Origin of the sequence: Paraburkholderia oxyphila NBRC 105797 (assembly GCF_000685075.1) — a bacterium.
Lineage (GTDB): Bacteria > Pseudomonadota > Gammaproteobacteria > Burkholderiales > Burkholderiaceae > Paraburkholderia > Paraburkholderia oxyphila.
The window spans coordinates 1-22,651 of sequence record NZ_BAYD01000146.1 but is presented as its reverse complement, the minus strand read 5'-3'; the positions used below and the strand labels follow the sequence as shown (position 1 = coordinate 22,651).

The following is a 22,651-nucleotide window of genomic DNA, read 5'->3' as shown; positions in this document are numbered from 1 at the left end:
TCCCCATCCTCGCCCGTCGGGTCTTGCCGACGCGCTGCTCGATGCGGGCAGACAGACGGGCTTGCGAGTCAAGCCTGATCAGAACCAGCCCGAGCATAGTGGCATCGGCTATCTGCAGGCCAATATCGACCGGCGAGGACGCCGCGTCAGCGCAGCGCGCGGCTTTCTCGATCCGATTCGCGGTCGCCGCAAGAACCTGACGATTGTCACGGACACTCAGGTCAATCGCGTCTCTTTCGCCGGGAGACGCGCCGCTGGCGTTTGCTGCACCCAAGGCGGAAAAACGCTCGATTTTCGCGTGCATCGCGGTGGCGAAGTCATCCTGAGCGCCGGCGCAATTCAGTCGCCCAAGCTGCTGCAACTGTCCGGCATCGGCCCTGCAGGACAATTGCAGTCCTTGGGCATCGAGGTGGTGCAAGACAGCCAGGGGGTCGGCCAAAACCTGCGCGAGCACCAGCTAATCTTTCTGCAATTCCGTCTGAAGCATCAGGCCGACAGCTACAACAACCAGTTTGGCGGACTCAGTCTGGCGAAGAACATTCTCAAATACTTGGTATTCGGCTCAGGCCCGATGGCCTACGCTTCGTCGGAGGCTGCCGCCTTCGTCGAGATTCTGCCTGGTGCTAGGCGACCGGAAGCGCAATTGATGTTCTCACCCTATAGCCTGGATCTCGATACGCCGGGCCACATGTCGTTCGAAAAAGAACCCGGCATGCAGCTCTACCCGTATCTGCTCAGGCCCACGAGCCAGGGCAGCGTCATGATCCAGTCCGCCGACCCGAATGCGTTGCCTCAGATCGACCCCAACTATCTGGCCACCGATTATGACCGTAACGTCAGCATCGGGATGGTGCGCTACGTCCGCAGGCTAGTGGGACAGGAAGCACTGCGCCCCTATGTCGTGAGTGAAACAAAGTGGACCCGGGACGCACAGACTGATGACGAGATTCTTGATGCGTTCAGAAAATACGGCCAGTCCGGCTATCACGCCTCTGGTACTTGCCGCATGGGCAGCGACGCTGCGGCCGTGGTGGACGAGCGGCTGCGGGTTCGGGGCGTGTCCGGTCTGCGCGTAATGGATTGTTCGGTATGCCCGGAGATCATCGCGGGCAATACCAATGCGCCTATGATGGCGATGGCGTGGCGCGCTTCGGACCTGATGCTTGAGGACTGGAAGCAGCGCTTGCGTGGCTAGGGGGCGCCGATTTTCCGTGAGCCGGTGGCTTGCCCGCTTCTGTCCGCTCGCCCGCCACCAGCACCTAGCAGATCGGGCATCTCCGCCTTAGTACATCTTGAATCGCATCCTTCATCAACGACTTCAACAGATCGCGATCTCCTGCAACGAGCGCTACTGCCAACAACAGATTCGCCTTACGCGTGGCTATGACCATGATGTTTTCGCGTCCTCGTAATTGTCGAGTGACTACGAATTAACGAGAATTTCAATTGAAGAACATGCCCGTTCAGTGAATCGAATGGACCAGCGTGGCAGTCCGTCCATCCTAAGGATTCCCGATAACCGTTTCCCTGGGTTTGAAGGTGTTCAGAATGTCGGCGCCGTCCCGTTTCTTGCCGTCAGAGCTGCGCACATAAGTTTCCACGTTGATCGCGTAGCTCTCTTCTTTGTCCGTCCTTTCGTTACGAACGGTCAGTTGATTTTCCGACAGACTGAGCCGTTCGCCGAGCGTGGGAACCTTGCCCGGAGCCTCGGCAACCCGAATGTCCATCGAAAGCCGAATCAGTCCTTCGCCCTTCGAGACGTTGGTGAGTCCACTGTGGCGCGAATCGAGATCGAAAATGACGATGTCGCCAAACTCGATATCGGCGCTTTTCCATCCTTCGATCGGGACCACATCGGATGGAATACGGAACATGTGCGGCTTGGAGAGATCGTGCAGGTTGCCCACGGTGGGTACCCTCAATGCAGGTGCAACCACCGACATCCGAGCTGACCTCGTCAAGGGGAATCCAGCAGATCTTTATCTCCATCCCCGACTGTAAAAGCCGTCCTGATGGCCGGCTACCTCAACCAGCTCGACGCTAGAAAAATCATTCCGCGTCTGCCCAAGCGGCTTGCTGATCTCGGCCATCGGCATTAGTCGGACTCTTCCGCATGAACGCTTCTTACCAGCCCTATGAGCTCTTCTTGAAAACATCTCTTACATAAGCAATATCCTGCTTACCGGCACGGACTGTGTCTTCGACGTATGGTACATAAGTCAAGCTGCCTGTCCATTGCAGGAATTCACGTAAACGTAGCTAAAAACGCCACCTCCCCGCAGATATCGTAGTTCCGCAGGCGTATCAACGCGCAACGTCGCCGTTAACTGGACTACCTCTGTGCCCGCGCGGGTCACCACAACGCGCACAGGTTGGCGGCAGGCCAGCTCATCGCAGTCGAAATGTATATCGATTGACTCGGCGCCACACCATTCCATCTCCCCAAAGTCGGCCGAATCAGGAATTTCGATGGGCAATACTCCCATCAGCACCAGATTGCTGCGATGAATACGCTCAAAACTGCGGGCAAGCACGGCGGACACACCGAGCAGCGCTGTTCCTCGCGCCGCCCAATCCCTTGCACTTCCTGCGCCGTATGATTTGCCGGCAACGATGACGCTGGGAACTGCATCTTCGGTATTTTCACGAGCCACCTCGAACAGCGTGCGTATGCGCCCGTCACGCGCCGACCGGGTAAACGGTCCGACTACCGGCCGAACCAGCGCGTTGGCCAGACGGGGACTCGCAAATGTCCCACGCACCATGAGATGGTGATTGCATCGGCGCGCACCATAAGTGTTGAAATCTTCAGGCCGAACCCCCTGCTGCTGTAAATACTGGCCAGCATCGCTGTCGACCGCGATGCGGCCAACTGGGCTGATATGGTCCGTGGTGATCGAATCGCCAAGAACCGCAAGCACTCGCGCGCCAGTGATGGATGTCGTGCCGATCGCCTTCCTCATATTGTCAAAGAATGGCGGCTCAACGAAATAGGTGGAGTCTTCCTGCCATTGATAGCCGGCCCCTCCAGAGGGCTTTATCCCGTTCCAGATTTGACTGGCAGCACCACTCATGTTCGCAATCGCCCCATAGTCCGACTGAATGCAGGCGTGCCCAAGTAAACTCTGCACAGCGGCCTCGTCCGGCCAAAGGTCACGCAAGAATACCAAGTTCCCATCGCGGTCGGTGGCAACAGGCTCATTTTCGAGATCAACCAGTACCGTCCCGGCGAGAGCATACGCAATCACAAGCGCAGGGCTCGCCAGATAGTTAGCGTTAATGTGCGGGTGGATGCGCCCCTCGAAATTCCGGTTGCCTGACAGTACCGCTGCGACCGTCAAGTTATCCGCGGCTATGTCGGCTTCCACACCCTCCTGCAGCGAGCCCGAATTTCCGACACAAACCGCGCAGCCGTACGCTGCCACATGAAATCCCAACGCCTCTAGCGACGAAAGCACGTCGGCGCGTTGCAGATACTTCGTCACCGCGAGCGAACCAGGCGCGAGCACTGTCTTCACGTATCCCGGCACCGTCATGCCACGTTCCACCGCTGCCTTGGCAACGAGGCCTGCCGTCAACATTGCGGCCGGGTTAGCAGTGTTGGTGCAGGAGGTGATTGCGGCTAGCACGACCGCGCCTTCGCTCAGGCTTCCAATGTGAGCCGGGCGAGGCTGTGCCGAACCAACGTTAGCTGGGAGGCTTCCACGCACCTCGGGCAATGACAATGTCTGATGAGGACGGCGCGGTCCGGAGACGCGTCGTCCCACGCGTGACAGATCGACTTCGAGCGTCGCCGAATAATTTAGATCCACGGCATCAGGAATGCCAAAAAGCCGCTGCTCCAGGCAGTAGGTTCTGAGACGATCCACCAGCTGTTTCGAACGCCCGGTGTCGCGGAAGTACGCGAGGGTCTTTTCGTCCGTGGCGAAGTAGCCTGTGGTTGCGCCGTATTCCGGCGCCATGTTAGCGATCGTCGCACGATCGGGAACGCTTAAGGCGCGCGCCCCGGCACCGACAAATTCCAGTAGCTTGCCCACAACGCCATATTCGCGCAGCACCCCTGTGAGATAGAGTGCCACATCGGTCGCATTCGTCCCTGTTTGCGGCGATCCAGACAGTGCGACGGCAATTACCTCTGGTGTCGGGATGTAAAGGGGCAACCCAAGCACGGCCAACTCAGCCTCCAGGCCACCCACGCCCCAACCGAGAATGCCGAGTCCGTTAGCCATTGTGGTATGCGAATCAGTCCCGACCAGCGTATCTGGAAAAGCAAATCCATCGCGCTGCACAAGACCCGTCGACAGATACTCGAGATTGACCTGATGCACGATACCGTGCCCTGGGGGAACCACGCGAAGGCCATTGAATGCCTGCTCCGCCCACTTTACGAATTGATATCGCTCGTCGTTGTTCTGAAACTCGCGCGCGAGATTTTGTTCCCGGGATGAGGGCGTCCCAGAGAAATCTACGACCACTGAATGATCGATGACGAGATCTACTGGAATGCGTGGTTGTACGGATTCCGCTGCAACGCCGTCACGCAATGCAGCCGCACGCATCGCGGCGAGATCGCTGAGCAGCGGGATACCTGAAGCATCCTGCAGGAGCACGCGGGAGAACCAGGCCGGAATCTCATCTCGCATTCCGGTATGCCACGCGAGAAGGTTATTCAGATGCTCGCTCGTCGTGTGCTCGCCGTCGAATCGCCGTACCATGGCTTCGAGCAGGATGCGAATCGAGGCCGGAAAACGTTCGACAGCCGAGAACGCGACCTCGATCGCTCGCAATGAGATGATGCGACTACGCCCACCATCGCCCCAGTCGATCGGCTGAACGAATGCCGCGAGGTCCATCGTCGATTCAATCTGATTCATTCGGACTCTCATCGATCAAAGGAGGCGGAATACGTCTCTCTTGTCCCGTATAGGTGTGCGGAACGCTTTCCGGCAGTCGATTTCATATCGCTCCCTGATCTCTGAACTGTTCGATTTGTGCGCTCGTGTAGCCGAGTTCACCCAACACCTGCGCGGTATGCTCCCCGAGTCGCGGCGGCGCAAGGGCAACGTCCGGATCCGCTTCGTGCATTTTGAAGCCGGATAACATCACCGGTACATCGCGCTCATTTCCCAACACCCCTGCAAACGATTTCACCAGCCGCCGTTGCACGATCTGCGGCTCGGTGAGCGCACTCGGCACGTCCAGCACGCGCCCAGCGGGGATACCCGCTTCCGCCAGGATTCGCTCCCAATCGGCAGCAGATTTCGCCTGCAGACCGGACTCAATCAAAGTCTTCAACTCCTCCCGATTTTGTTTACGCGTATCGCGCTGCGCAAAACGCGGATCTGTGGCGAGATTGCTCATCCCTAGGATTTCCACTAGCGCCACGAACTGTTCCTGCTTGTTCGCTGCAATGTTTAGCAGACCATCACCTGTTTTGAACGCGCCTGAAGGCGCTGCCGTGAAGTTCTCATTTCCCATCGCTTGCGGCGGCTGTCCTGCAATCAGATAGTTGGAAACAACCCAACCCATTGATGCCAGCATGCAGTCGAGCATCGAGACATCAATAAACGTGCCGACGCCCGTTGAAGCGCGGCGCACCAGCGCCGAACTGATTGCAAATGCGGCGGTAACGCCACCCAACGTGTCTGCGACAGGGTAGCCCACACGCATCGGTGCACTTTGCTCGTCGCCGGTTACGCTCATAACACCTGACATGCCCTGAACAATCTGATCATAGGCAGGGGCCCCCTTAAGCGGCCCCGTCTGACCAAATCCTGAAATCGCGCAGTAGACGAGACGCGAATTTATGGTTCGCAGATAGTCATAACCAACACCAAGGCGATCCATGACGCCTGGCCGGAAGTTTTCGATGATCACGTCGGCAGACTCAACCAGCTTCAGAAAAATATCCTTGCCCGCCGCGGCCTTCAGATTGATGGTGGCCGACCGCTTACCGGCGTTCTGCGCAAGAAACGATGCGCCCATCAATCCGGCGTTCAATTTCGGATCGGCGCCAAGCTGCCGTGCCAGATCTCCGCTGCCGGGTGTTTCGATCTTGATGACATCGGCCCCCAATAGGGCCAACTGGTAGCCACAAAACGGACCCGCCAGGACATTCGTTACGTCGAGAACCCTAATTCCTTTCAACGCCTGAGTCATTATCAACCCGATTTTCAGAATTATTTTCTGCAAATGCGCCATGGAAATGGCACTGTCATTCCGACTGTCAGAACATCGTTCTAGGAAAACCTTAAAAAAAGCCAAACGATGCCTGGCTCCCCGCGACGAAGTGCGGTTATTTCCGGCGTGTTGCCTTCAGAAAACGGGTTTCGTCACCACCACATTGCTTCGACAATTCCGAGGCAAACTTCAACAGCGTCGGGACGAACGATTCCAACGTTGCCACTTCGAGCCGATAGCGCGGCCCAGAAATCGTTAACACGCCCACCAGTTGATCGCGCACCCCAAGTACCGGGCACGCGATTGCAGCCGTCTCCGGATCGCGCTCGCCAACGGACGTGGCGTACATGCGACCACGAATACGTTCGTACTTATCGCCGGTCAATCCGCTGAACGCCAGGAGGACATGGCCGCCTGCGCCTACGTTCAGCGGCAGCCAATGACCGACATGCACAGAATCCCGTATGGCACGATCCGCATCTTGACGAAACAAACATACGCGGGAGTCTCCATCGCGCACGTAAAATGAAGCGCTCTCGTTGATTTCGTCAACGAGACGACGCAACGCCTGCGGCACGAAATCCGCTGGTGTGAAGTTGCGCTGATACATGAAGCCGAGCGATAGCGTCTTCGGCCCGAGGCGGTAAAGCCCGTCCGTAGTGCGTTGAACGTAGCCATACTTTTCCAGCGATTCGATCAAGCGAAGAATTGTGCTCTTGTAAAAGCCCGTACGGCTCGCGATTTCGGCGAGTGCCAACGCACCGTCGCGCTCGTTGAATGCCTCCAGAATATCTAGCGCCCGCTCAACCGCCGCTACACCGTCTGAACTCATACCCTGCCATCCTAACGAATCGCCTGTATGTGAAACGCGCCGCCTCACGCTTTGAGGCTCACCACCCATTATTGAACCGACCACTCGACTGGCAACGCACGCCTGCGATCTACGCACACACCGCCATCCTTCAGCACGTACATGTTAGTGCCAAGTGCCGAGTAATGCAACTGCATGTTGCATTACTCGGCACTTGGCACTATCCTCTGCGAGAATCAACCCAACCAGCGATTTATGTACGGTCGCGCCGACCGCGAATCAGGAAATCCACAGCAATCAGAAAGGAGGCGACGTCTAATCGGGCGCCAGAAAGGAGCCGAGGGGGGTCAAGAGCGAGGTGCATGGGATTCGTCAGGTATTGGCCTACAACGCGAGTTCTTGGATGATGGTGACCATCGCGTGGTGATATGGCTTGTGCGACCTGTCAGCCCACACCAGCGACACATCCATTTCGTCAGACGCGGGGACATCGTCTATATCAACGAAGGCGACCCCCTCTACTGGCAAATGTCGTGCTGAGTCCACCATCAGACCGATACCCAGTTCGTGCGCTACAAGGTTTAGCATCGTATACGGATGGCGGGCTTGTTGAGTAACGCGAGGCGACAGCCCTGCATCACGTCGCGCCGTCTCGAACGCAGCAAACAGCGGCTGCGACAACTGCTGAGGGAACATGATGAGCGGAAATTGTGCAAGATCTGCAATACGGACCGAGCGCTGCGACGCCACGGGCCAATTCGCAGGAACTGCGGCCACCACCCGTAGCCGCTCGATAACTACACTTTCCAAGTCCGACACGTTCGCCAGACTGGTCACCACCACACCGAGGTCGATACTGCCGTTTTTCACACTCGCTACAGTCAGCGCGCTACCACGCTCGATCAGCCGTACATCGACGCCGGGCCATTGTTTGCGCAACCCCTGAATGGCTAGCGGCAATATGCGCAGCGCACACATCGGCACGAACGCTATGCTCAAGCTCGCCCGTTCTTCGGCGGCTTGCCGCACTCTCCGCTCGGCTAGCTCGGCTTGCGCGACCAGCGGCTTAGCATCAGCGAGCAACGCGGCGCCGGCGGACGTAAGCGAAACGCCTCGCGGTGTACGTTCTAGCAGCTTGACGCCAAGCTGCTCTTCCAGCCGCATAATCGACTGGCTAAGCGGCGGCTGCGCCATGCCGAGCCGCGCAGCTGCACGGCCAAAGTGCTGGGTTTCCGCGACAGCAATGAAGTGTCTGAGGTGCCGTAATTCCATGGCTCGATATGCCTTCGATATCAGGTTCCTCAAGCATATCGTCTTTTACGCCGTCGCGATGTACTGCGAACGGATCGTGGCCACGTTATGAATATCTTTCTACATGAAGAACACTCGCGGGATTGAGAGACCCAACCCCACGTTCGCTATCAATAGCCGCTCAACCGCGGCAAAACAGGAGACGCAAATGAAAAGCCTCGACGAAAAGCACGCATACGGCCTAAAAGTATTTGGTGAAATCATGGGTGAAGACAAGGCGGCAAGCTTGCGCGCCGCAAGTGAATCCACAGGTTTCGGCTCCGACATTGCACGCTTTGCCGTCAACTACGCGTTCGCAGATGTTTGGGGGGACGACAAACTCGAACGGAAACAGCGCAGCTTAGTGACACTCGGCATACTGATCGCCAGCCGACAAACGCTCGAACTCAAGAACCACGTCCGTATCGCAGTACGCAACGGTCTGAGCGCACGCGAACTCGAAGGCGTGCTCATCCAGGCGCTCCCGTACGCTGGATTCCCGGCGGTGGCGTCAGCTATGACCGCCGTTCTCGAGACGCTGCGGGAACTTGGCATCGACACCACCACCCGCACTTCGGAAGAACGCGGCTTACTTTGACAACACGCCGGTACGCTCTGTCTCTCAGTTTGCCTGCGTCTATAGTTCGACCTCTATACAAATCATGACAGATTCGTCTAATGCAGTGCTCGTCATTGGCGCAACTGGCGCGCAAGGCGGCGCCACGGCTCGCAGCCTGCTTGCGGTCGGACGCAAGGTTCGCTTCCTCACGCGCGATCCAAATTCCCCGGCCTCACGGGCGCTCATCGAAATGAACGCACATGCAGTACAAGGTGATCTCGACGACCTACAGTCGCTCGAATACGCATTGGAAGGCGCCAGTTCCGTATTCTCGGTGCTACTTCCCGACTTTAAACGCAGCGACAGCGAACGCCGCCAAGGTTACTCACTCGTTCAAGCTGCGCGCAATGCGGGCGTGTCGCAGTTCGTCCACACCTCCGTCGCACAGGCTGGTAATCATGAGGCATTTGCTGGATGGGGCGAGAAGCGCTGGAACGAGAAGTACTGGACAGATAAATGGGATGTCGAAGAAGCCGTACGCTCAGCGGGATTCGAATCGTGGACGGTCGTGCAACCAGCATTCATGATGGATAACCTCGCTGAGCCGAAAGTGCGTGCGATGTTTCCTCAACTGCGAGACGGCGTATTGCTGAGCGCGCTGCGACCCGACACGCGCCTCGACTGGATTTCCGCGGACGACGTGGGTACGTTCGCTGCCGGCGCGCTACTCGACCCAAAAAAGTGGCATGGTGAGACCGTGCCGCTGGCGTCCGAGAAGCTCACAATGTCGGACGTCGCGCGCAGACTCGGTCACGTCTTGGACAAACAGGTCCATGTTTCGCATGTCACACCTGATGAAGCGCGAGCGCGGGGCCTCGCGCCCGCCTGGGTGAATGCTCAGGAATGGATCAACGAGGTTGGATATTGCGTCGATGTCGATTCGCTTCCCTTGCGTGGTGTTCAGTTGACCTTCATGGAAGATTGGCTCGATGCGAATCGCGAGCAATTTTCTATTGCATAGCTCGCATCGCGAAGAAATCAACGAGTCGTTTACGAGTGTGTCTCCTGTGCATGACCTCAATTCTCGCGAACCGCAGGGAATCGGCGCGTGCCCGCCTCATGCAATGAAAAAGTCATAATGAACGACCTTAGCCCGTCCTGGTTCAATAGCGCAATCCGCCAGCCGCGCAGCTCTCACTTTACCGAAAGCAGCGGAGCTGCGGTGCACTACGTCTCCTGGAACGCCGCGGACACGCACAAGCCTCCGCTTGTCTTCGCTCACGGCTTTCTAGGGCATACACACTGGTGGGATTTCATCGCACCATTTTTCATAGAACGCTTTCGCGTGTTCGCGCTTGATTTCAGTGGTATGGGAGAAAGCGGTTATAGGCGGGAATATGCCAACGAAATGTTCGTTCGCGACCTCGTTGCCGTCGTGGACACAATTGACTCCGGGCCATGCACTGTGGTCGGTCACAGCTTCGGCGGCTCTCGTCTCCTGCGCGCGTGTGCGACTTTTCCTGATCGCCTTTCGCACGCCATCGTGCTCGACTCGCATTTTAAGGTGCGCGGCAATACGTCACCTGCAGTGGAACGACGGCCTCCCCCACGCCCCTATCCGGATCGGCATACTGCAATCGGTCGCTTTCGACTCACACCTGAACAGAATTGCCCGGCGTGGCTCCTCGAATACCTCGCCCAGACATCACTTCGCCAAACGGCGGGGGGCTGGGTATGGCGCTTCGATCCTAAGCTGCGGGACCTTCAGTTAGTCGAAGAAGATGAAAGATTGCTGAGCCGCATTACCGTACCGATCAGTTACGTTCACGCCGAATTGAGCAGTGTAGTCAACGCGGATCTCGCGCATCGGATCGTGGCGGCGATACCACGTGCCAAGGGTCCCATCACGATGCCGGGCGCAGGCCATCACATGATGCTTGACCAGCCACTCGCGCTCGTAGGCGTACTAAGAGCGTTGCTAGCATGAGCCCCGATATGAGCGAATTAACCACCGCGCCTTGGTCGACCGAATTGCCTTTGCCGACTCTCATTGCCAAGACCGTTGAGAAGCGCGGCGCTACTCCACTCCATTTTCATACCCAGAACGGCTCATATACCTGCACAACCCAGTCTCTCCTTCGCGAGGCAGTAGAGATTGGCAAGGCTCTGCGAGCCATCGGCCTACGTCGCCATGACGTGCTCGCGATACAGCTACCAACGCAGCGCGAAACCGCACTTCTCTATCTGGCAGCCCTTGAGATCGGTGCGGTACTCGTACCAATCGTCCATGTCTACGGCCCTGCCGAAGTCGGTTTCATCCTTCGACAATCGCGCGCCAGATTCTTTTGTGTGCCCGACTTCTGGTCCGGCACCGACTATCTCGAGCGGGTCGCGGCACTGAACGACCCTCCCGATCTGGAGCGCATTATCGTCGTGGGAGAACGAACACCCTCCAATGGCATCACATTCGAGGCGCTACAACGACTCGCCGCGACAACCCATAATAAGGTTCCTATTGACCCGCCAATGCCGGAAGACATCTGTCTGTTGCTCTATACGTCGGGGACGACAGCTTCCCCCAAAGGCGTGCAGCATACTCATCGTACCGTAGGCGCCGAGTGGCAGATTCCGTTCATTGACGGACCGGGACCGTATCTCACGCCCTTCCCCGCTGGACATATCGCTGGCTTCAATTTCTTGTTGCGCCCATTCGTTACCGGCACTGAAATGGTGTTCATGGATCGATGGGACGCCAAACTTGCTGCGCAACTAATCGAAGAATATCGCGTACGCCTCTCAGGCGGTACGCCGTTCCATCTTCATGGACTCCTCGACGCCGCCCGACGCGATGGGCGCAGCCTAGCGCCCCTCATGTCATATGGACTGGGCGGCACAGGCGTCACACCCGAGCATGTTGCCATGGCCGATCGTGCTGGATTCGCTGGAACCCGAGGGTACGGGCTGACCGAGCATTCGACAGTCAGCGTGGGTTGGGCCCATTCGCCATTCGAGCGCCGCGCCTATACGGACGGCCGTATTCAGCCCGGTTCACAAGTCCGAATCGTCGACGAGCTGGATAACGAACTGGTGGGCGGATGTGACGGAGAGATCCTCATAAAGGGACCGGAATTGTTCGTCGGCTACACCGACTTGGCGCTAAATGCGACCGCCTTCACTCCGGATGGATGGTTTCGCACAGGCGATATCGGACACCTCGACGAAAACGGCTATCTGACGATCACGGACCGAAAGAAGGACATTGTGATTCGAGGCGGCGAGAATATCTCGTCGCTTGAGGTGGAGAGAGTGCTTGCCACTCATCCGGCAGTGCGCGACGTCGCGGTCGTGGCACAGCCCGATGAACGATATGGCGAAAGAGTCTGCGCGGTCGTTGTCCTAAAGGAGAACGCTTCACTTGATCTGAGCGCCCTTCAAAGCCACTTTATAGCTGCCGGCGTGGCTAAGCAAAAGACACCCGAGCACCTCTGCATCGTCACAGAGCTGCCGCGGACGGCATCAGGCAAGGTTCGAAAAGGTGATCTGCGTAAGCAGGTTTCGGAGCGGTCTCCGCACAGGGTGTGAATCCGTCTCACTAGAGGCTGCTACCAAGCTTTTGACCTTGCCCTCGAAAAACGTATCCCTTGCTGAGAGTGTGTAAACATAGAGGTCGACCCGGCAGTAGCAGCATTTGTTGCTATGACGCCATAGATGATACGCGTGGATATTCGTCTTTGCGCGAGCTATCGCGGTGAATTGCCCACTCCCCAGATTCCTTCCCACGAATTGGCCATCGAAAGGGGGAACCTCACGGCGTTCTCCTCGTCGGCTATAAGCGCGAACTGATCGGGCGCCGGTAGACACCTATCGACTATCACTAGCCACTCTCGTTATCCTGCACGCGGGAATTGGGACCGAATAATTCTTGCACCCTGTTCAAGCGTGTCAAGGTAGTCCGCCCACGCCTGCATCATTTTCCTTCGAACAGGCAAGTACTCAGCAAAATTATAAGCACCCCGCACCTCGTCCCGCTCTCCGTGCGACAACTGCCGTTCGATTGCGTCCGGCGACCATCCCTGCTCGTTGAGCAATGTCGATGCAGTGCTGCGGAATCCATGACCGGTCATCTCCTCCCGCGTGTAGCCAAGCCTGCGAAGGGCCGCATTGACCGTATTCTCGCTCATCGGTCGAACGCTAGTCCTGACGCAGGGAAACAGGTAACGTCCTTGCCCTGTCACCGAGTACAGCTCTTTCAGAACAGTAAGCGACTGTTTTGAAAGAGGAACGATATGCTGCTCCTTCATTTTCATCCTGCTTGCGGGGATTCGCCATTCAGCCTGGTCAAGATCAAATTCGGACCACTCCGCCTTACGAAGCTCGCCAGGTCGAACAAATGTTAGGATTCCGATGACTAGTGCACATTTTGTTTCAAAAGCGCCCTGGTAGTCGCGGATGGCGCGTACAAGCGCACCAACTTCCTTGGGGTCTTTAATCGAAGCATAATGTTGCTTGGGGGCGGGCCTAAGCGCCTCGCGAAGGTCCGTCGTAGGATCACGATCTGCCCGGCCGGTCACCACCGCGTACCGGAAGATTTGTCCGCACTTCTGCAAGGAGCGATGCGCAGTGTCAATCGCGCCTCGTTTTTCGATCCTCCGCAGCGCAGCCAATAACTCCACTGGAGTGATCCCGGCGATTGGGCACTTACCCAGAGAGGGGAACATGTCGCGCTCCAGACGGTGCATGATCAGCTTGGCGTATTCTGTTTCCCATTTATCTTTCGTCAGCTCGAACCATTCTCGCGCGATGACTTCAAAGCTGTTCGCGGCGAGATCCTTCGCGACAGTTTTCTGCACCTTTCTGGTTTCACCCGGGTCGTAGCCCGCCGCGAGCTTCTTGCGCGCCTCATCGCACCGGTCGCGCGCGTCCTTTAGCGACACAGTGGGGTACGCTCCGAGTGCGAGAAGCTTCTCCTTACCTGCGACGCGGTATTTCATCCGCCACAGGCGGGAACCCCGCGGAGTCAGTAGAAGGTAGAGACCACCTCCATCGAATAGCTTGATTGGCTTGGCGCCCGGTTTCGCGGTTCGGATCGCGACATCAGAGAGGGGCATGGGGGTATCTCCTGTTGTGGAGAGCGGCATACCCCCAAAACTACCCCCAAGAATGGAGGGTAGTCAACGGAAAAAGACGGCTATTGCCGGACGCAGATATGCCCAGAACACCCGTGGAATAAGGGTTCTCGGTCGCTGATCAGAACGCCCAGGATCTAGCTGGAACAACAAATGGTGGGCCGGGTCGGGCTCGAACCGACGACGGGATTTCTCCGGCGGATTATGAGTTCGTGCATACATGGATAAATCATTCGAAGCACGATCCGACCTCGCTGGTCAGACCGGAGGTCTTTTATGCCGCTGCGCTCACGTTAAGCGGGATCACGTTGTCACCTGCCGCTGGCCGCCCGTGCAGGTAATTCGTCCATGCGCCCATGAGAATCGCCCGCCTCTCAAACATCGTATCTCGTTGATATGCCACCGCTGTCTCCCCGCGTGGTCGGTGCGCAAGCTGGCGTTCGCCAAGTCTGGGATCGTAGCCTTTGGCATCAACCCAACCGCGAAAGCACGCACGGCATCCGTGTGGCACAGGCGTGCGGCCCGAGGTATCCGACACAACGCCCGTTTCCCGAAAGAACGTCTGCAGGTCCACATCAGAAAGCGGCCCGGTATTGGTTACGTTAGGGAAAACGTACCGTTCGTGCATTTTAGTTTCGCGCATCGCGCGCAACAGGCTCACCACCTCGGGGACGAGCGGCACATCGTGTTCGACGCCACCTTTCATCCGCTCCGCGGGGATCAGCCACCGCGCACGATCGAGATCAAGTTCACCCCACTCCATGCCGCGCGCCTCGGCTGGGCGAACCGCCGTGTGCAGCAGCACGAATGTGCACGCGCGCGTCACCTCGTGCGGCTCAATGCCCGCAAGGTACGTGCGTACGAACGCGGGTGCATCGGTGTGCTGGATCGCGGGGTGATGTTTGGGCTTCGACTGCCGCGCGCTTCGGCTCGGTAGCAAGGCGCGCGCGCTAGGCACCGGATTACACATTACGTGCTCCGGGTACGCCGCGAAAGCCCATTCCATGATCGCGCTAGCGCGCTGAAAGACATTGTCCGCGACACGTGGACACTCAATCCACGCAGACGCGAGCGTATCGGAAAAGTCGCGCGGCTTGAGGGTATCGACGCGACACTCCAGTAGCGGCGCGAGGTGCATTTTTACGCTACTGAGCCACCGCCGCGCGTTTCTGCCGTCCGCATGCTTCCAGCCGCTCTTAGCCTTCTCGTGCGTTTTCTCGGCGGCCTGCAGGAACGTGGGCACATTCGCCGCCCGCTCGGTGATCACCTGCTCGCGTCTACGCTCCTGGATTGGGTCGTGACCGCTGTCGATCTGGCTGCGCATCGCCAGCGCGCGCACTCGGGCGTCGCGCAGCGACGTAGCCGGGTACACGCCCAATCCCATTTCACGGCGCTTCCGCGTCGTAGGGCTCACGTAGCGCAACGCCCACTTGCCGCCGTTGGCATTGGGGCGGATCATCAGTCCGGGCACCTGACTATCGGTGAGCGGCCCATCGTCGGGTTTCAGGTTGCGAAGCGCGCGGTCGGTAAGCATGGGCATAGGGCATTCCCCAAGGTTTTGACCCACCATCTAGCCCACCATCCGACACTTGGTAGCAGTCGGATCAAAATGGATCAACTCAGGCCAATCATGTTGACAACGTATTGATTATACAGTGGAATTACAGAAAGATTGTAGACCACACTGGATGAACCTGCACAACAAGGGATCGACAAATGGATTACAGTCCCGAAGCCATCCGCACAGTCGCGCTTGTCGGCCACGCCGGTTGCGGCAAGACCTCGCTCGCCGAAGCGCTGCTGCATCAGGGCGGCGCGCTGCACGCACCCGGCAGCGTGAGCCGCGGCACCGCCCTGTGCGATTTCGACCCGCTCGAGCGGAAATACCACCACTCGCTCAGTTCCGCGGTCGCGCATGTCGACTACCAGGACACGCGCATTTATCTGCTCGATACGCCCGGCTATCCCGACTTCGCGGGCATGTCGATCAGCGCGCTGGAGGCCGTGGAAACGGCGGCCATCGTGGTCGACGCGCGCACCGGCATCGAAATGACCACCAGCCGCATGATGGCCTGGGCGCAGCAGCGCAAGCTGTGCCGCATGATCGTCGTGAACGGCATCGACGGCGAAAAGGTCGATCTTCCCGGCCTGCTCGCGCAGATCCAGGAGATGTTCGGCAAGCAGTGCCTGCCGATCAATCTGCCCGCGAAGGGCGGCACCGATGTGGTGGACTGCTTCTTCAATCCCGCGGGCGAGGCCGATTTTTATTCGGTGGAGGCGGCGCACAATGCGCTCGTCGACCAGGTCATCGAATTGGACCCCGAATTAATGGAGCTGTATCTGGAGCAGGGTGAAGCCATCCGCCCGGAGCAGCTGCACGAGCCCTTCGAGCGCGCGCTGCGCGAAGGGCATCTGGTGCCCGTGTGCTTCGCGTCGGCGGCAACGGGAGCGGGCATTACGCAATTGCTCGACGTGTTCGTGCGGCTCCTGCCCAATGTCACCGAAGGCAACCCGCCGCTCTTCTATCGCGAGACCGAGGGCAAGGCCACGCCCGTGCGCGCGGAGCCGGACCCCGACAAGCACGTGCTCGCACACGTCTTCAAGATCGTGGTGGACCCGTACATCGGCAAGGTGGCCGTGTTCCGCATCCATCAGGGCACGGTCTCGCGCGACAGCCAGCTCTATATCGGCAACGGGCGCCAGCCGTTCAAGGTCGCGCATCTGTTGATGCTGCAGGGCAAGGACCACACGGAGATCCTGCGCGCCGGCCCCGGCAATATCTGCGCGGTGGCGAAAGCCGACGACATCAGCTTCGACGACGTGCTGCACGACGCCCCCGAGGACGGCAACATCCATCTCACCCCGTGCGAGTTTCCCAATCCGATCTATGGCCTCGCCATCGAGCCGGCGCGGCGCGGCAACGAGCAGCGCCTCTGGGAGGTGCTGCAAAAGCTCGCCGCCGAGGACCCGTGTCTCCTGATCGAGCATCCGGTGGGCACCAACGAGACCGTCGTGCACGGGCTCGGCGAGCTGCATCTGCGCTATATGCTCGAGCGGCTCACCGACCAGCACAAGCTCGAAGTCATCACGCGGCCGCCCACCATCGCGTGGCGCGAAACCATCGGCGGCAAGGCGGAAGGACATTGCCGCCACAAGAAGCAGACGGGCGGCGCGGGCCAGTTTGGCGAAGTCATGCTGCGCGTGGAGCCGCTGCCGCGCGGCGCGGGATTCGAATTCGTCGATGCGGTCAAGGGCGGCGCCATTCCCTCGCAATTCATTCCCGCCGTCGAAAAAGGCATTCAGCAGGTGATCGAAAGCGGGCCGCTCGCAGGCTTCCCGATGCAGGACGTGCGCGTGATCGTGTACGACGGCAAGAGCCATCCGGTCGACTCGAAGGAAGTGGCGTTCGTCACGGCCGGACGCAAGGCCTTTATCGATGCGGTGCTCAAGGCGCAGCCCATCGTGCTCGAACCGATCGTCGACATCGAGGTGATGACGCCCGAAGCGGCGATGGGCGACATCATCGGCGACCTCTCCTCGCGGCGCGGCCAGGTGCACGGCACGCGCACGGCGAGCGGCAACGCCATGGTGATTGCGGGCAAGGTGCCGCTCGCCGAGCTCAACGACTACCAGTCGCGCCTGAACTCGCTCGCGGGCGGGCACGGCAACTACAGCATCCAGCTGAGCCACTACGATCCCGTACCGCCCGCGCAGCAGGACAAGCTCGCGGCCCAGCACAGGGCGCGCGGCGAGAGCACGGAATAAATCTCGCCGGCGGGGTGCGGCGGTTGCGTTCGCTTTCCCCCGCGCGCGGTCAGAACGCCATCGTGGCCGTCGCCTGCACGGTCGCCGTGCTCTTGAGGCGATTGGTGCTTGCGATGGTGGGCACCCAGCGCAGGCTCGCCGAAAGCGGATGCTTGCCGTTGATCTTGGTGTCGTAGGTGATGATCGGGCCCATGGCGAAATCGCGCCCGACAAAGCCATCGAGCTTGTCCGCGGTCGGGCCGGTATCGTTGCCGAGCTGTTGAACCGTGCCCATCACGAGGCCCACGCCGAGGCCATTGGCGAACTTCTTGAGACCCATGACATCGAGCGTCAGCAACGGCGCGTTCTGGTAATCGGTTGCCGAATTGCGCGTATAGAACTGGAGCCCGAGCACGGCGTCGAATTCGAGCCCGTATTTGGGCACGAGCTTCGTGTACGCAACCTGCGGCACGAAGGTCCAGTTATTCAGGCTGGCATTGGCGAGATCATGGGGATTGTATTGGCCCGTGGGCGCCCAGAAGTTGAAGCTCAACGCGATGTGGTCGGTCTGGCTGAAGTGGTAGCCGGCGACGATCGGCGTGAAATACATGTCGTAGAGGTTCGAGACCCGGTCGCTCGTGGAGCTCGACACCCGCCCCGCGGAGAAGGTGCCCGTGACCTCTTCCCACACATAGGGCAGCGTAATGGCCGACGCAAAATCCCAGCCGCCGATGCCCCCCCAGACACGTTCGACCGTCGCGAGCGTGAGCGCGAGCTTGCCTTCGGCGCCAAGCGACGCTTTGCCGGCAATCGGCACGCTGCGGTCTGCGCTGATCGACCCGTCGAGATAGACCTGTTGCAGGCTCACGATGGTCATCGGGTCCGGTGGCACGATGCCGATGACCGATAGCACACTCGTGCCGGCCACGGGCCGCCCGAGCGCGCCCTCCGTTGCCCCGGCCACCCTCGGCCCGAATGCGAGGGCGGCAGCGAGGCCAGTGGCGGCGTAAAGCTTGACGCAGTTTCCAATACGCTTCGGACAGGTCATAGGTGAGTTTTTCTTGTGAGGAGCCACTTATTTATCAAGGGTTTTGTTTCGCCCGACTGAAACTGCGGCAATTATTAGACAATGAATGCTTTAGTTTTTCAAATAAAACAGTCATTAAGCATAAATTCGAGATAATCTGACGGAGCTGTCGGGGGGCACCGGAAGAACCAGGCGGTCGTTATTCGTGTGTGCGAAACCAGCTAAAAGAGTGAGCAGGGATAGGCGCATCTCCGCGACCAACCGCATGGCCGAATACGGCCATCAGAACTGTTTGTGGGATTTACCTGAAAACAGCCTGCCTGGCCACTCTGGCAGGTATCGATCGCCCCCAGCGAGCCCCTATTCTTCTGTCGCTAGATTTTCCCCCGGCGTTTCCGTGGCTCAATCGTCGCCATCGCAAGGCCCGCCGCAGCGAACGCGCACGCGGCGCAGACGAGCGCGACGGCGCGCAGCGAGTCGGTGATGGCGTCGGCTTGCGCACGCGCCACGGCTGTCTGGCGCGGCGTGTGGGCGGCGCCCGATCCCGTCCCGGCCTGCGCGTCCGGCTCCAGCAACGGCGCCGTCTGGCGAGCGTCCTGCGGCACGTGCAGCGCGTCGAGGCGCGCCGATAGCGCCGCCTGGTGCGACCACACAAACACGATGCCGAGCACCGCGATCGCCAGCAGGCTCGCGACGCGGGCAACCGCGTTGTTGATGCCGGAGGCGACGCCTGTGCGCTCGCCCGGCACCGAGCCCATCACGGTCGTGGTCAGCGGCGCGACGGTGATCGTCATGCCGAGCCCGAGCACGGTGAGCGCCGGGAAGAATCCGGTCCAATAGCTGCCGCGCGCGAACGGCAGCGCCAGCAACGCGAAGCCGATTCCGGCGACCGCCGGGCCCATCGTTAGCAGCGCGCGCGAACCGAAGCGGCTCGTCAGGCCGCCGGTGAATCGCGAGAGCAACCCGATAATGACGGGCACGGGCAGCAGCGCCCCACCCGCTTCGGTCGCGGTGTACCCATGCGCGCGGATCAGCGTGAACGGCAGGAAAAAGAACGCCCCGCCGAGGCCGAAATACAGCAGCAGCGTGACGAGATTGGCGCCGGTGAAATCGCGCGAGCGGAACACGTCGAGCGGCATCATGGGGTTGGGGCTACGCGCTTCGATCATCACGAATACGGCGAGCACGAGCACGCCGGCGCCGATCGCACCCAGGACGAACGGATGCGCGAAGCCACGCGCCGACGCCTCGGTCAGGCCGAAGGTGAGCGCCGCGAGCCCCGCTGCGGCGCTCAGCGCGCCGGGCCAGTCGAGCTGCTCGGGCGCATCGGGCTTGTGGCTGTTGGGCACCGACGCGATGGCGAGCGCGATCGTCACCGCGGCGAGCGGGACGTTCAGGAAGAAGATGGCGCGCCACGACAACGCGTCGACGAGCCAGCCGCCCGCCACCGGCCCCACCGCCGACGTGATCGCGCCCACGCCCGCCCAGGTACCGATCGCGCGGCCGCGAGTGTGGTCATCGAACACCGCGCCGATGATCGCGAGGCTGCTGGGCACGAGCATTGCCGCGCCGATGCCCTGCACCGCGCGTGCGCCGATCAGCGCCCCCGCATTCGTTGCGAACCCGCAAGCGGCGGACGCGAGCGTAAAGAGCGCGATGCCCGCGATGAACACCGTGCGGCGGCCCAGCTTGTCGCCCATCGATCCGCCAACGAGCACGAGCGAGCCGAGAAAGAGCAGATACGCGTTGACGACCCACTGCATGGCCGCGACGCTCGCGCCGAGTTCGCTCTGAATGGACGACAGCGCGACATTGACGACCGAGCCGTCGATGAACGCCATGCTCGAGCCGAGAATCGTCGCGGCTAGCGCGAGACGCCTGCGCTGGCACGGGCGGTCGACAGCGGTGGGTTGCGTGCGGATGACGAGCGCGTCGCATGGGCTCGCTTGCGCGCCAACCACGTGCGCGGCCTTCGGCTCGCTATCGGGAAGATCCGGGTTGGCCAAGTTCGCTCCGCCACGGATGGCAATCGACGTTGCGGTGGTCAGTCGATCGGTGGTCAGTCGATCGGTGGTCAGTCGATATTAGACAGGGAGTTGCATGGCTTGGCCAGCTTTCAAACGGGTTGCAGCCATCATACAGATACCGCGGGCTTTATTTATCGCCGTCCGCGGATACGGTATCGTGAGCGCCTGCGCCGTTGCATAGCCCCCACGATCTCCATCGAAGATGTCCCAGACAATCCCACTCCATAGCGATCCCGCTTTCTATCAGCTCCTTGCCGAAAGCTACGCCAAACTCCTTGGCCGTCCGCTGGTGCCACAGGCCATGCCTCTCGCCGAAGCGACCGAATGGCTCTATGAGCATGCCCCATTCGCGGTACTCGCGCACAACACCGATCCCGACCCGGTCTTTATTTACGGCAACAAAGCCGCGCAGCACCGCTTCGGATATAGCTGGGATGAAATCACCCGACTGCCCTCCCGGCTCTCGGCCGAAGCGCCGGATCGCGAGGAGCGGCGGCAATTTCTCGCCCGCGTGCAGCGGCTTGGCTACGAGGCGGGCTACAAAGGCGTGCGTATCACGAAGTCGGGCGAGCGCTTCATGATCGAGGAAGCCACGCTGTGGCAGCTCCTTGACGCGAACGGCAAACTGCACGGCCAGGCCGTTGTCATCCCGCGCACGCGCGATCTCTGAGCCGTTCACCGGAACGCGCGCACACCGCCAACGCGCTACCGTTGCGGGACGCCGTCGCGCCACTCGGCCCAATGCTTGACGATGTCCTGCACGAGCGGATTGCCTGCGAGGAACAGATTGTCGATTGCGATCGTGAAGCCGCCCTGCGACGCGTAGTTGAGCAGATTGTCGGCGCTCGACTGGCCCGCGTACGGCCGGTCGAAGTCCGAGCCGGCACGCAGCACCGCGACGCGGTTCAGGTCGACGCGATGCGCGCTCGCGGCGCGCGTGAGCGCCTCGAAGGTGGCGTTGTCTTCCTGCTGCGTGGTGCAATAGGTGCCCTTGCCGTCGGTGAGGATCTTGGTCCATCGGCGCGCGCGCTCACCGATGTCGGTACCCGACCACCAGGTGTCGCCGGCCAGGGTATCGCACTGGATCACGGTTGGCGGACGATTCGCGGGGGCGTAGTTGTATTTGGCGCGGGCCGCTTGCGCCTGGGCGTCATCGCTCAGCGTTACGTTGCGCGAGAGCGCGAGGGCCGCGTTCGACAGCGCCGGATTGAGCTGGAACACTTCGGTGCGATAGTCGAGCGGCGGCTTTTGCGTCGGGCTTGTCGTATTGATGCCGAGATAGCCGGTGTTCCAGCCTGGTGGAATTTCGCGGCCGTCGATTTCCCACTGAATGCCGAAGTCGACGAGCCAGTTTGCCCAGGCAGCGGAACCGACGGTGCCCTGGAGCGGGTCGATGCCGGCGATGCCTGCCACCATGAAGTAGGTATGGCGCAGGTCGAAGCGCGGCGAGAATGTCAGCGCCATGATCGATGCGGCGGCATTTGCGTGGCCCATGCCCGTTGTCATTACGCAGATGTCCTGGCGGTTGCAGTGGACGGTTGGGTAGTCAGGGGACAGGCCCGCTACGGTGATGTCCTGCCATGGGCCCAGGTGGTCGAGCCAGACCTGGCCCTCCGGGCCGAACATCGAAATGATCATTACTTTGACTGGACGGCCGTGGGGTGTGGCTTCGTCTTGTGCGAAGCTGTCTGTTGCATGCGTTAGCGCTGGGGCAAGCGCTGTGCCCGCCGTCAGTAATGATGAAATCATTATGCGAAATGCACGATTTGGCATGAGAGGGTCCGCCTTTCATGTGAATGTGTTTGGGGATTGTAGTGGGTGGAATTTGTTAAGGGGGTTAATTTGAATTTGAAGGGTTGCTTTTTTTCTGGGCCGCTCGTGCTTTGG

17 protein-coding genes are annotated in these 22,651 nt (G+C 59.9%); 7 read left to right on the top strand and 10 right to left on the bottom strand.

The genetic code is table 11. The annotated features are described in order from the left end of the window. Positions 1-1,195, top strand: a 1,195-nt coding sequence (locus BO1_RS44155) for a GMC family oxidoreductase (RefSeq protein ID WP_028223041.1), incomplete at its 5' end; no start/stop codon positions are given. A gap of 307 nt (positions 1,196-1,502) precedes the next feature. On the opposite strand, the gene BO1_RS44150 is transcribed toward BO1_RS44155, so the two are convergent. The 5 genes from BO1_RS44150 to BO1_RS44130 form a co-directional block, all read right to left on the bottom strand. Next, positions 1,503-1,907 carry a hypothetical protein gene (locus BO1_RS44150; protein WP_028223040.1) on the bottom strand — a complete coding sequence of 135 codons (405 nt, stop codon included), beginning with the start codon at positions 1,905-1,907 and terminating at the stop codon, positions 1,503-1,505. A 312-nt stretch (positions 1,908-2,219) separates the two neighbouring features. Further along, positions 2,220-4,874 carry an aconitate hydratase AcnA gene (gene acnA, locus BO1_RS44145; protein WP_084688761.1) on the bottom strand — a complete coding sequence of 885 codons (2,655 nt, stop codon included), beginning with the start codon at positions 4,872-4,874 and terminating at the stop codon, positions 2,220-2,222. Between the two features lie 82 nt (positions 4,875-4,956). Then, positions 4,957-6,159, bottom strand: coding sequence for a CaiB/BaiF CoA transferase family protein (locus tag BO1_RS44140; RefSeq protein ID WP_028223038.1), 1,203 nt, complete (start codon positions 6,157-6,159; stop codon positions 4,957-4,959). Positions 6,160-6,295: 136 nt separating this feature from the next. Further along, positions 6,296-7,012, bottom strand: a complete 717-nt coding sequence (locus BO1_RS55355; protein WP_043288916.1) for an IclR family transcriptional regulator — start codon at positions 7,010-7,012, stop codon at positions 6,296-6,298. A gap of 363 nt (positions 7,013-7,375) precedes the next feature. Continuing rightward, positions 7,376-8,263 carry a LysR family transcriptional regulator gene (locus BO1_RS44130; RefSeq protein ID WP_028223037.1) on the bottom strand — a complete coding sequence of 296 codons (888 nt, stop codon included), beginning with the start codon at positions 8,261-8,263 and terminating at the stop codon, positions 7,376-7,378. Between the two features lie 187 nt (positions 8,264-8,450). Between BO1_RS44130 and BO1_RS44120 the strand changes: the two genes are divergently transcribed. The 4 genes from BO1_RS44120 to BO1_RS44105 all read left to right on the top strand — a co-directional run bounded on the left by BO1_RS44120 (position 8,451) and on the right by BO1_RS44105 (position 12,422). Beyond that, positions 8,451-8,879, top strand: a complete 429-nt coding sequence (locus BO1_RS44120; RefSeq protein WP_028223036.1) for a carboxymuconolactone decarboxylase family protein — start codon at positions 8,451-8,453, stop codon at positions 8,877-8,879. Between the two features lie 64 nt (positions 8,880-8,943). Next, positions 8,944-9,861: an NmrA/HSCARG family protein gene (locus BO1_RS44115; protein ID WP_028223035.1), complete on the top strand. Its 918-nt coding sequence runs from the start codon at positions 8,944-8,946 to the stop codon at positions 9,859-9,861. A 117-nt stretch (positions 9,862-9,978) separates the two neighbouring features. After that, on the top strand, positions 9,979-10,827 hold the full coding sequence (locus BO1_RS44110; RefSeq protein ID WP_028223034.1) for an alpha/beta fold hydrolase: 849 nt from the start codon (positions 9,979-9,981) through the stop codon (positions 10,825-10,827). An 8-nt stretch (positions 10,828-10,835) separates the two neighbouring features. Continuing rightward, a complete protein-coding gene (locus BO1_RS44105) occupies positions 10,836-12,422 on the top strand; it encodes an AMP-binding protein (RefSeq protein WP_245644076.1) in 1,587 nt (528 codons plus the stop codon). A 305-nt stretch (positions 12,423-12,727) separates the two neighbouring features. On the opposite strand, the gene BO1_RS44100 is transcribed toward BO1_RS44105, so the two are convergent. Next, positions 12,728-13,948, bottom strand: coding sequence for a tyrosine-type recombinase/integrase (locus BO1_RS44100; RefSeq protein ID WP_028223032.1), 1,221 nt, complete (start codon positions 13,946-13,948; stop codon positions 12,728-12,730). Between the two features lie 292 nt (positions 13,949-14,240). Continuing rightward, positions 14,241-15,506, bottom strand: a complete 1,266-nt coding sequence (locus BO1_RS55350; protein ID WP_052409834.1) for a tyrosine-type recombinase/integrase — start codon at positions 15,504-15,506, stop codon at positions 14,241-14,243. Positions 15,507-15,682: 176 nt separating this feature from the next. Here BO1_RS55350 and fusA point away from each other — a divergent pair, with 176 nt between their 5' ends. Continuing rightward, positions 15,683-17,731, top strand: coding sequence for an elongation factor G (fusA, locus tag BO1_RS44090; protein WP_028223031.1), 2,049 nt, complete (start codon positions 15,683-15,685; stop codon positions 17,729-17,731). Between the two features lie 49 nt (positions 17,732-17,780). Here the strand turns inward: fusA and BO1_RS44085 are convergent, their stop codons facing one another. Together BO1_RS44085 and BO1_RS44080 are read right to left on the bottom strand one after the other, a co-directional pair. Beyond that, positions 17,781-18,758 (bottom strand): SphA family protein, encoded by a 978-nt coding sequence (locus tag BO1_RS44085; RefSeq protein WP_043288915.1) that lies wholly within the window; start codon positions 18,756-18,758, stop codon positions 17,781-17,783. A gap of 353 nt (positions 18,759-19,111) precedes the next feature. After that, positions 19,112-20,743, bottom strand: coding sequence for an MFS transporter (locus BO1_RS44080; protein ID WP_028223029.1), 1,632 nt, complete (start codon positions 20,741-20,743; stop codon positions 19,112-19,114). 223 nt (positions 20,744-20,966) lie between these two features. On the opposite strand from BO1_RS44080, the gene BO1_RS44075 reads away from it, so the two are divergent. Next, on the top strand, positions 20,967-21,434 hold the full coding sequence (locus BO1_RS44075; RefSeq protein WP_043288914.1) for an MEKHLA domain-containing protein: 468 nt from the start codon (positions 20,967-20,969) through the stop codon (positions 21,432-21,434). Positions 21,435-21,469: 35 nt separating this feature from the next. Here the strand turns inward: BO1_RS44075 and BO1_RS44070 are convergent, their stop codons facing one another. Further along, complete coding sequence (locus BO1_RS44070; protein ID WP_028223027.1) at positions 21,470-22,537, bottom strand: purine-nucleoside phosphorylase; 1,068 nt, start codon at positions 22,535-22,537, stop codon at positions 21,470-21,472. Positions 22,538-22,651 lie beyond the last annotated feature (114 nt).

Excerpts from the sequence above, each read along its gene's own strand:
- BO1_RS55350 (WP_052409834.1), bottom strand. The coding sequence starts at position 15,506 with ATGCCCATGCTTACCGACCGCGCGCTTCGCAACCTGAAACCCGACGAT.
- BO1_RS44085 (WP_043288915.1), bottom strand. The coding sequence starts at position 18,758 with ATGACCTGTCCGAAGCGTATTGGAAACTGCGTCAAGCTTTACGCCGCC.
- BO1_RS44120 (WP_028223036.1), top strand. The coding sequence starts at position 8,451 with ATGAAAAGCCTCGACGAAAAGCACGCATACGGCCTAAAAGTATTTGGT.
- BO1_RS44070 (WP_028223027.1), bottom strand. The coding sequence starts at position 22,537 with ATGCCAAATCGTGCATTTCGCATAATGATTTCATCATTACTGACGGCG.
- acnA (WP_084688761.1), bottom strand. The coding sequence starts at position 4,874 with ATGAATCAGATTGAATCGACGATGGACCTCGCGGCATTCGTTCAGCCG.
- BO1_RS44100 (WP_028223032.1), bottom strand. The coding sequence starts at position 13,948 with ATGCCCCTCTCTGATGTCGCGATCCGAACCGCGAAACCGGGCGCCAAG.
- BO1_RS44140 (WP_028223038.1), bottom strand. The coding sequence starts at position 6,159 with ATGACTCAGGCGTTGAAAGGAATTAGGGTTCTCGACGTAACGAATGTC.
- BO1_RS44075 (WP_043288914.1), top strand. The coding sequence starts at position 20,967 with ATGTCCCAGACAATCCCACTCCATAGCGATCCCGCTTTCTATCAGCTC.
- BO1_RS44115 (WP_028223035.1), top strand. The coding sequence starts at position 8,944 with ATGACAGATTCGTCTAATGCAGTGCTCGTCATTGGCGCAACTGGCGCG.
- BO1_RS44105 (WP_245644076.1), top strand. The coding sequence starts at position 10,836 with ATGAGCGAATTAACCACCGCGCCTTGGTCGACCGAATTGCCTTTGCCG.
- BO1_RS44110 (WP_028223034.1), top strand. The coding sequence starts at position 9,979 with ATGAACGACCTTAGCCCGTCCTGGTTCAATAGCGCAATCCGCCAGCCG.
- fusA (WP_028223031.1), top strand. The coding sequence starts at position 15,683 with ATGGATTACAGTCCCGAAGCCATCCGCACAGTCGCGCTTGTCGGCCAC.
- BO1_RS55355 (WP_043288916.1), bottom strand. The coding sequence starts at position 7,012 with ATGAGTTCAGACGGTGTAGCGGCGGTTGAGCGGGCGCTAGATATTCTG.
- BO1_RS44130 (WP_028223037.1), bottom strand. The coding sequence starts at position 8,263 with ATGGAATTACGGCACCTCAGACACTTCATTGCTGTCGCGGAAACCCAG.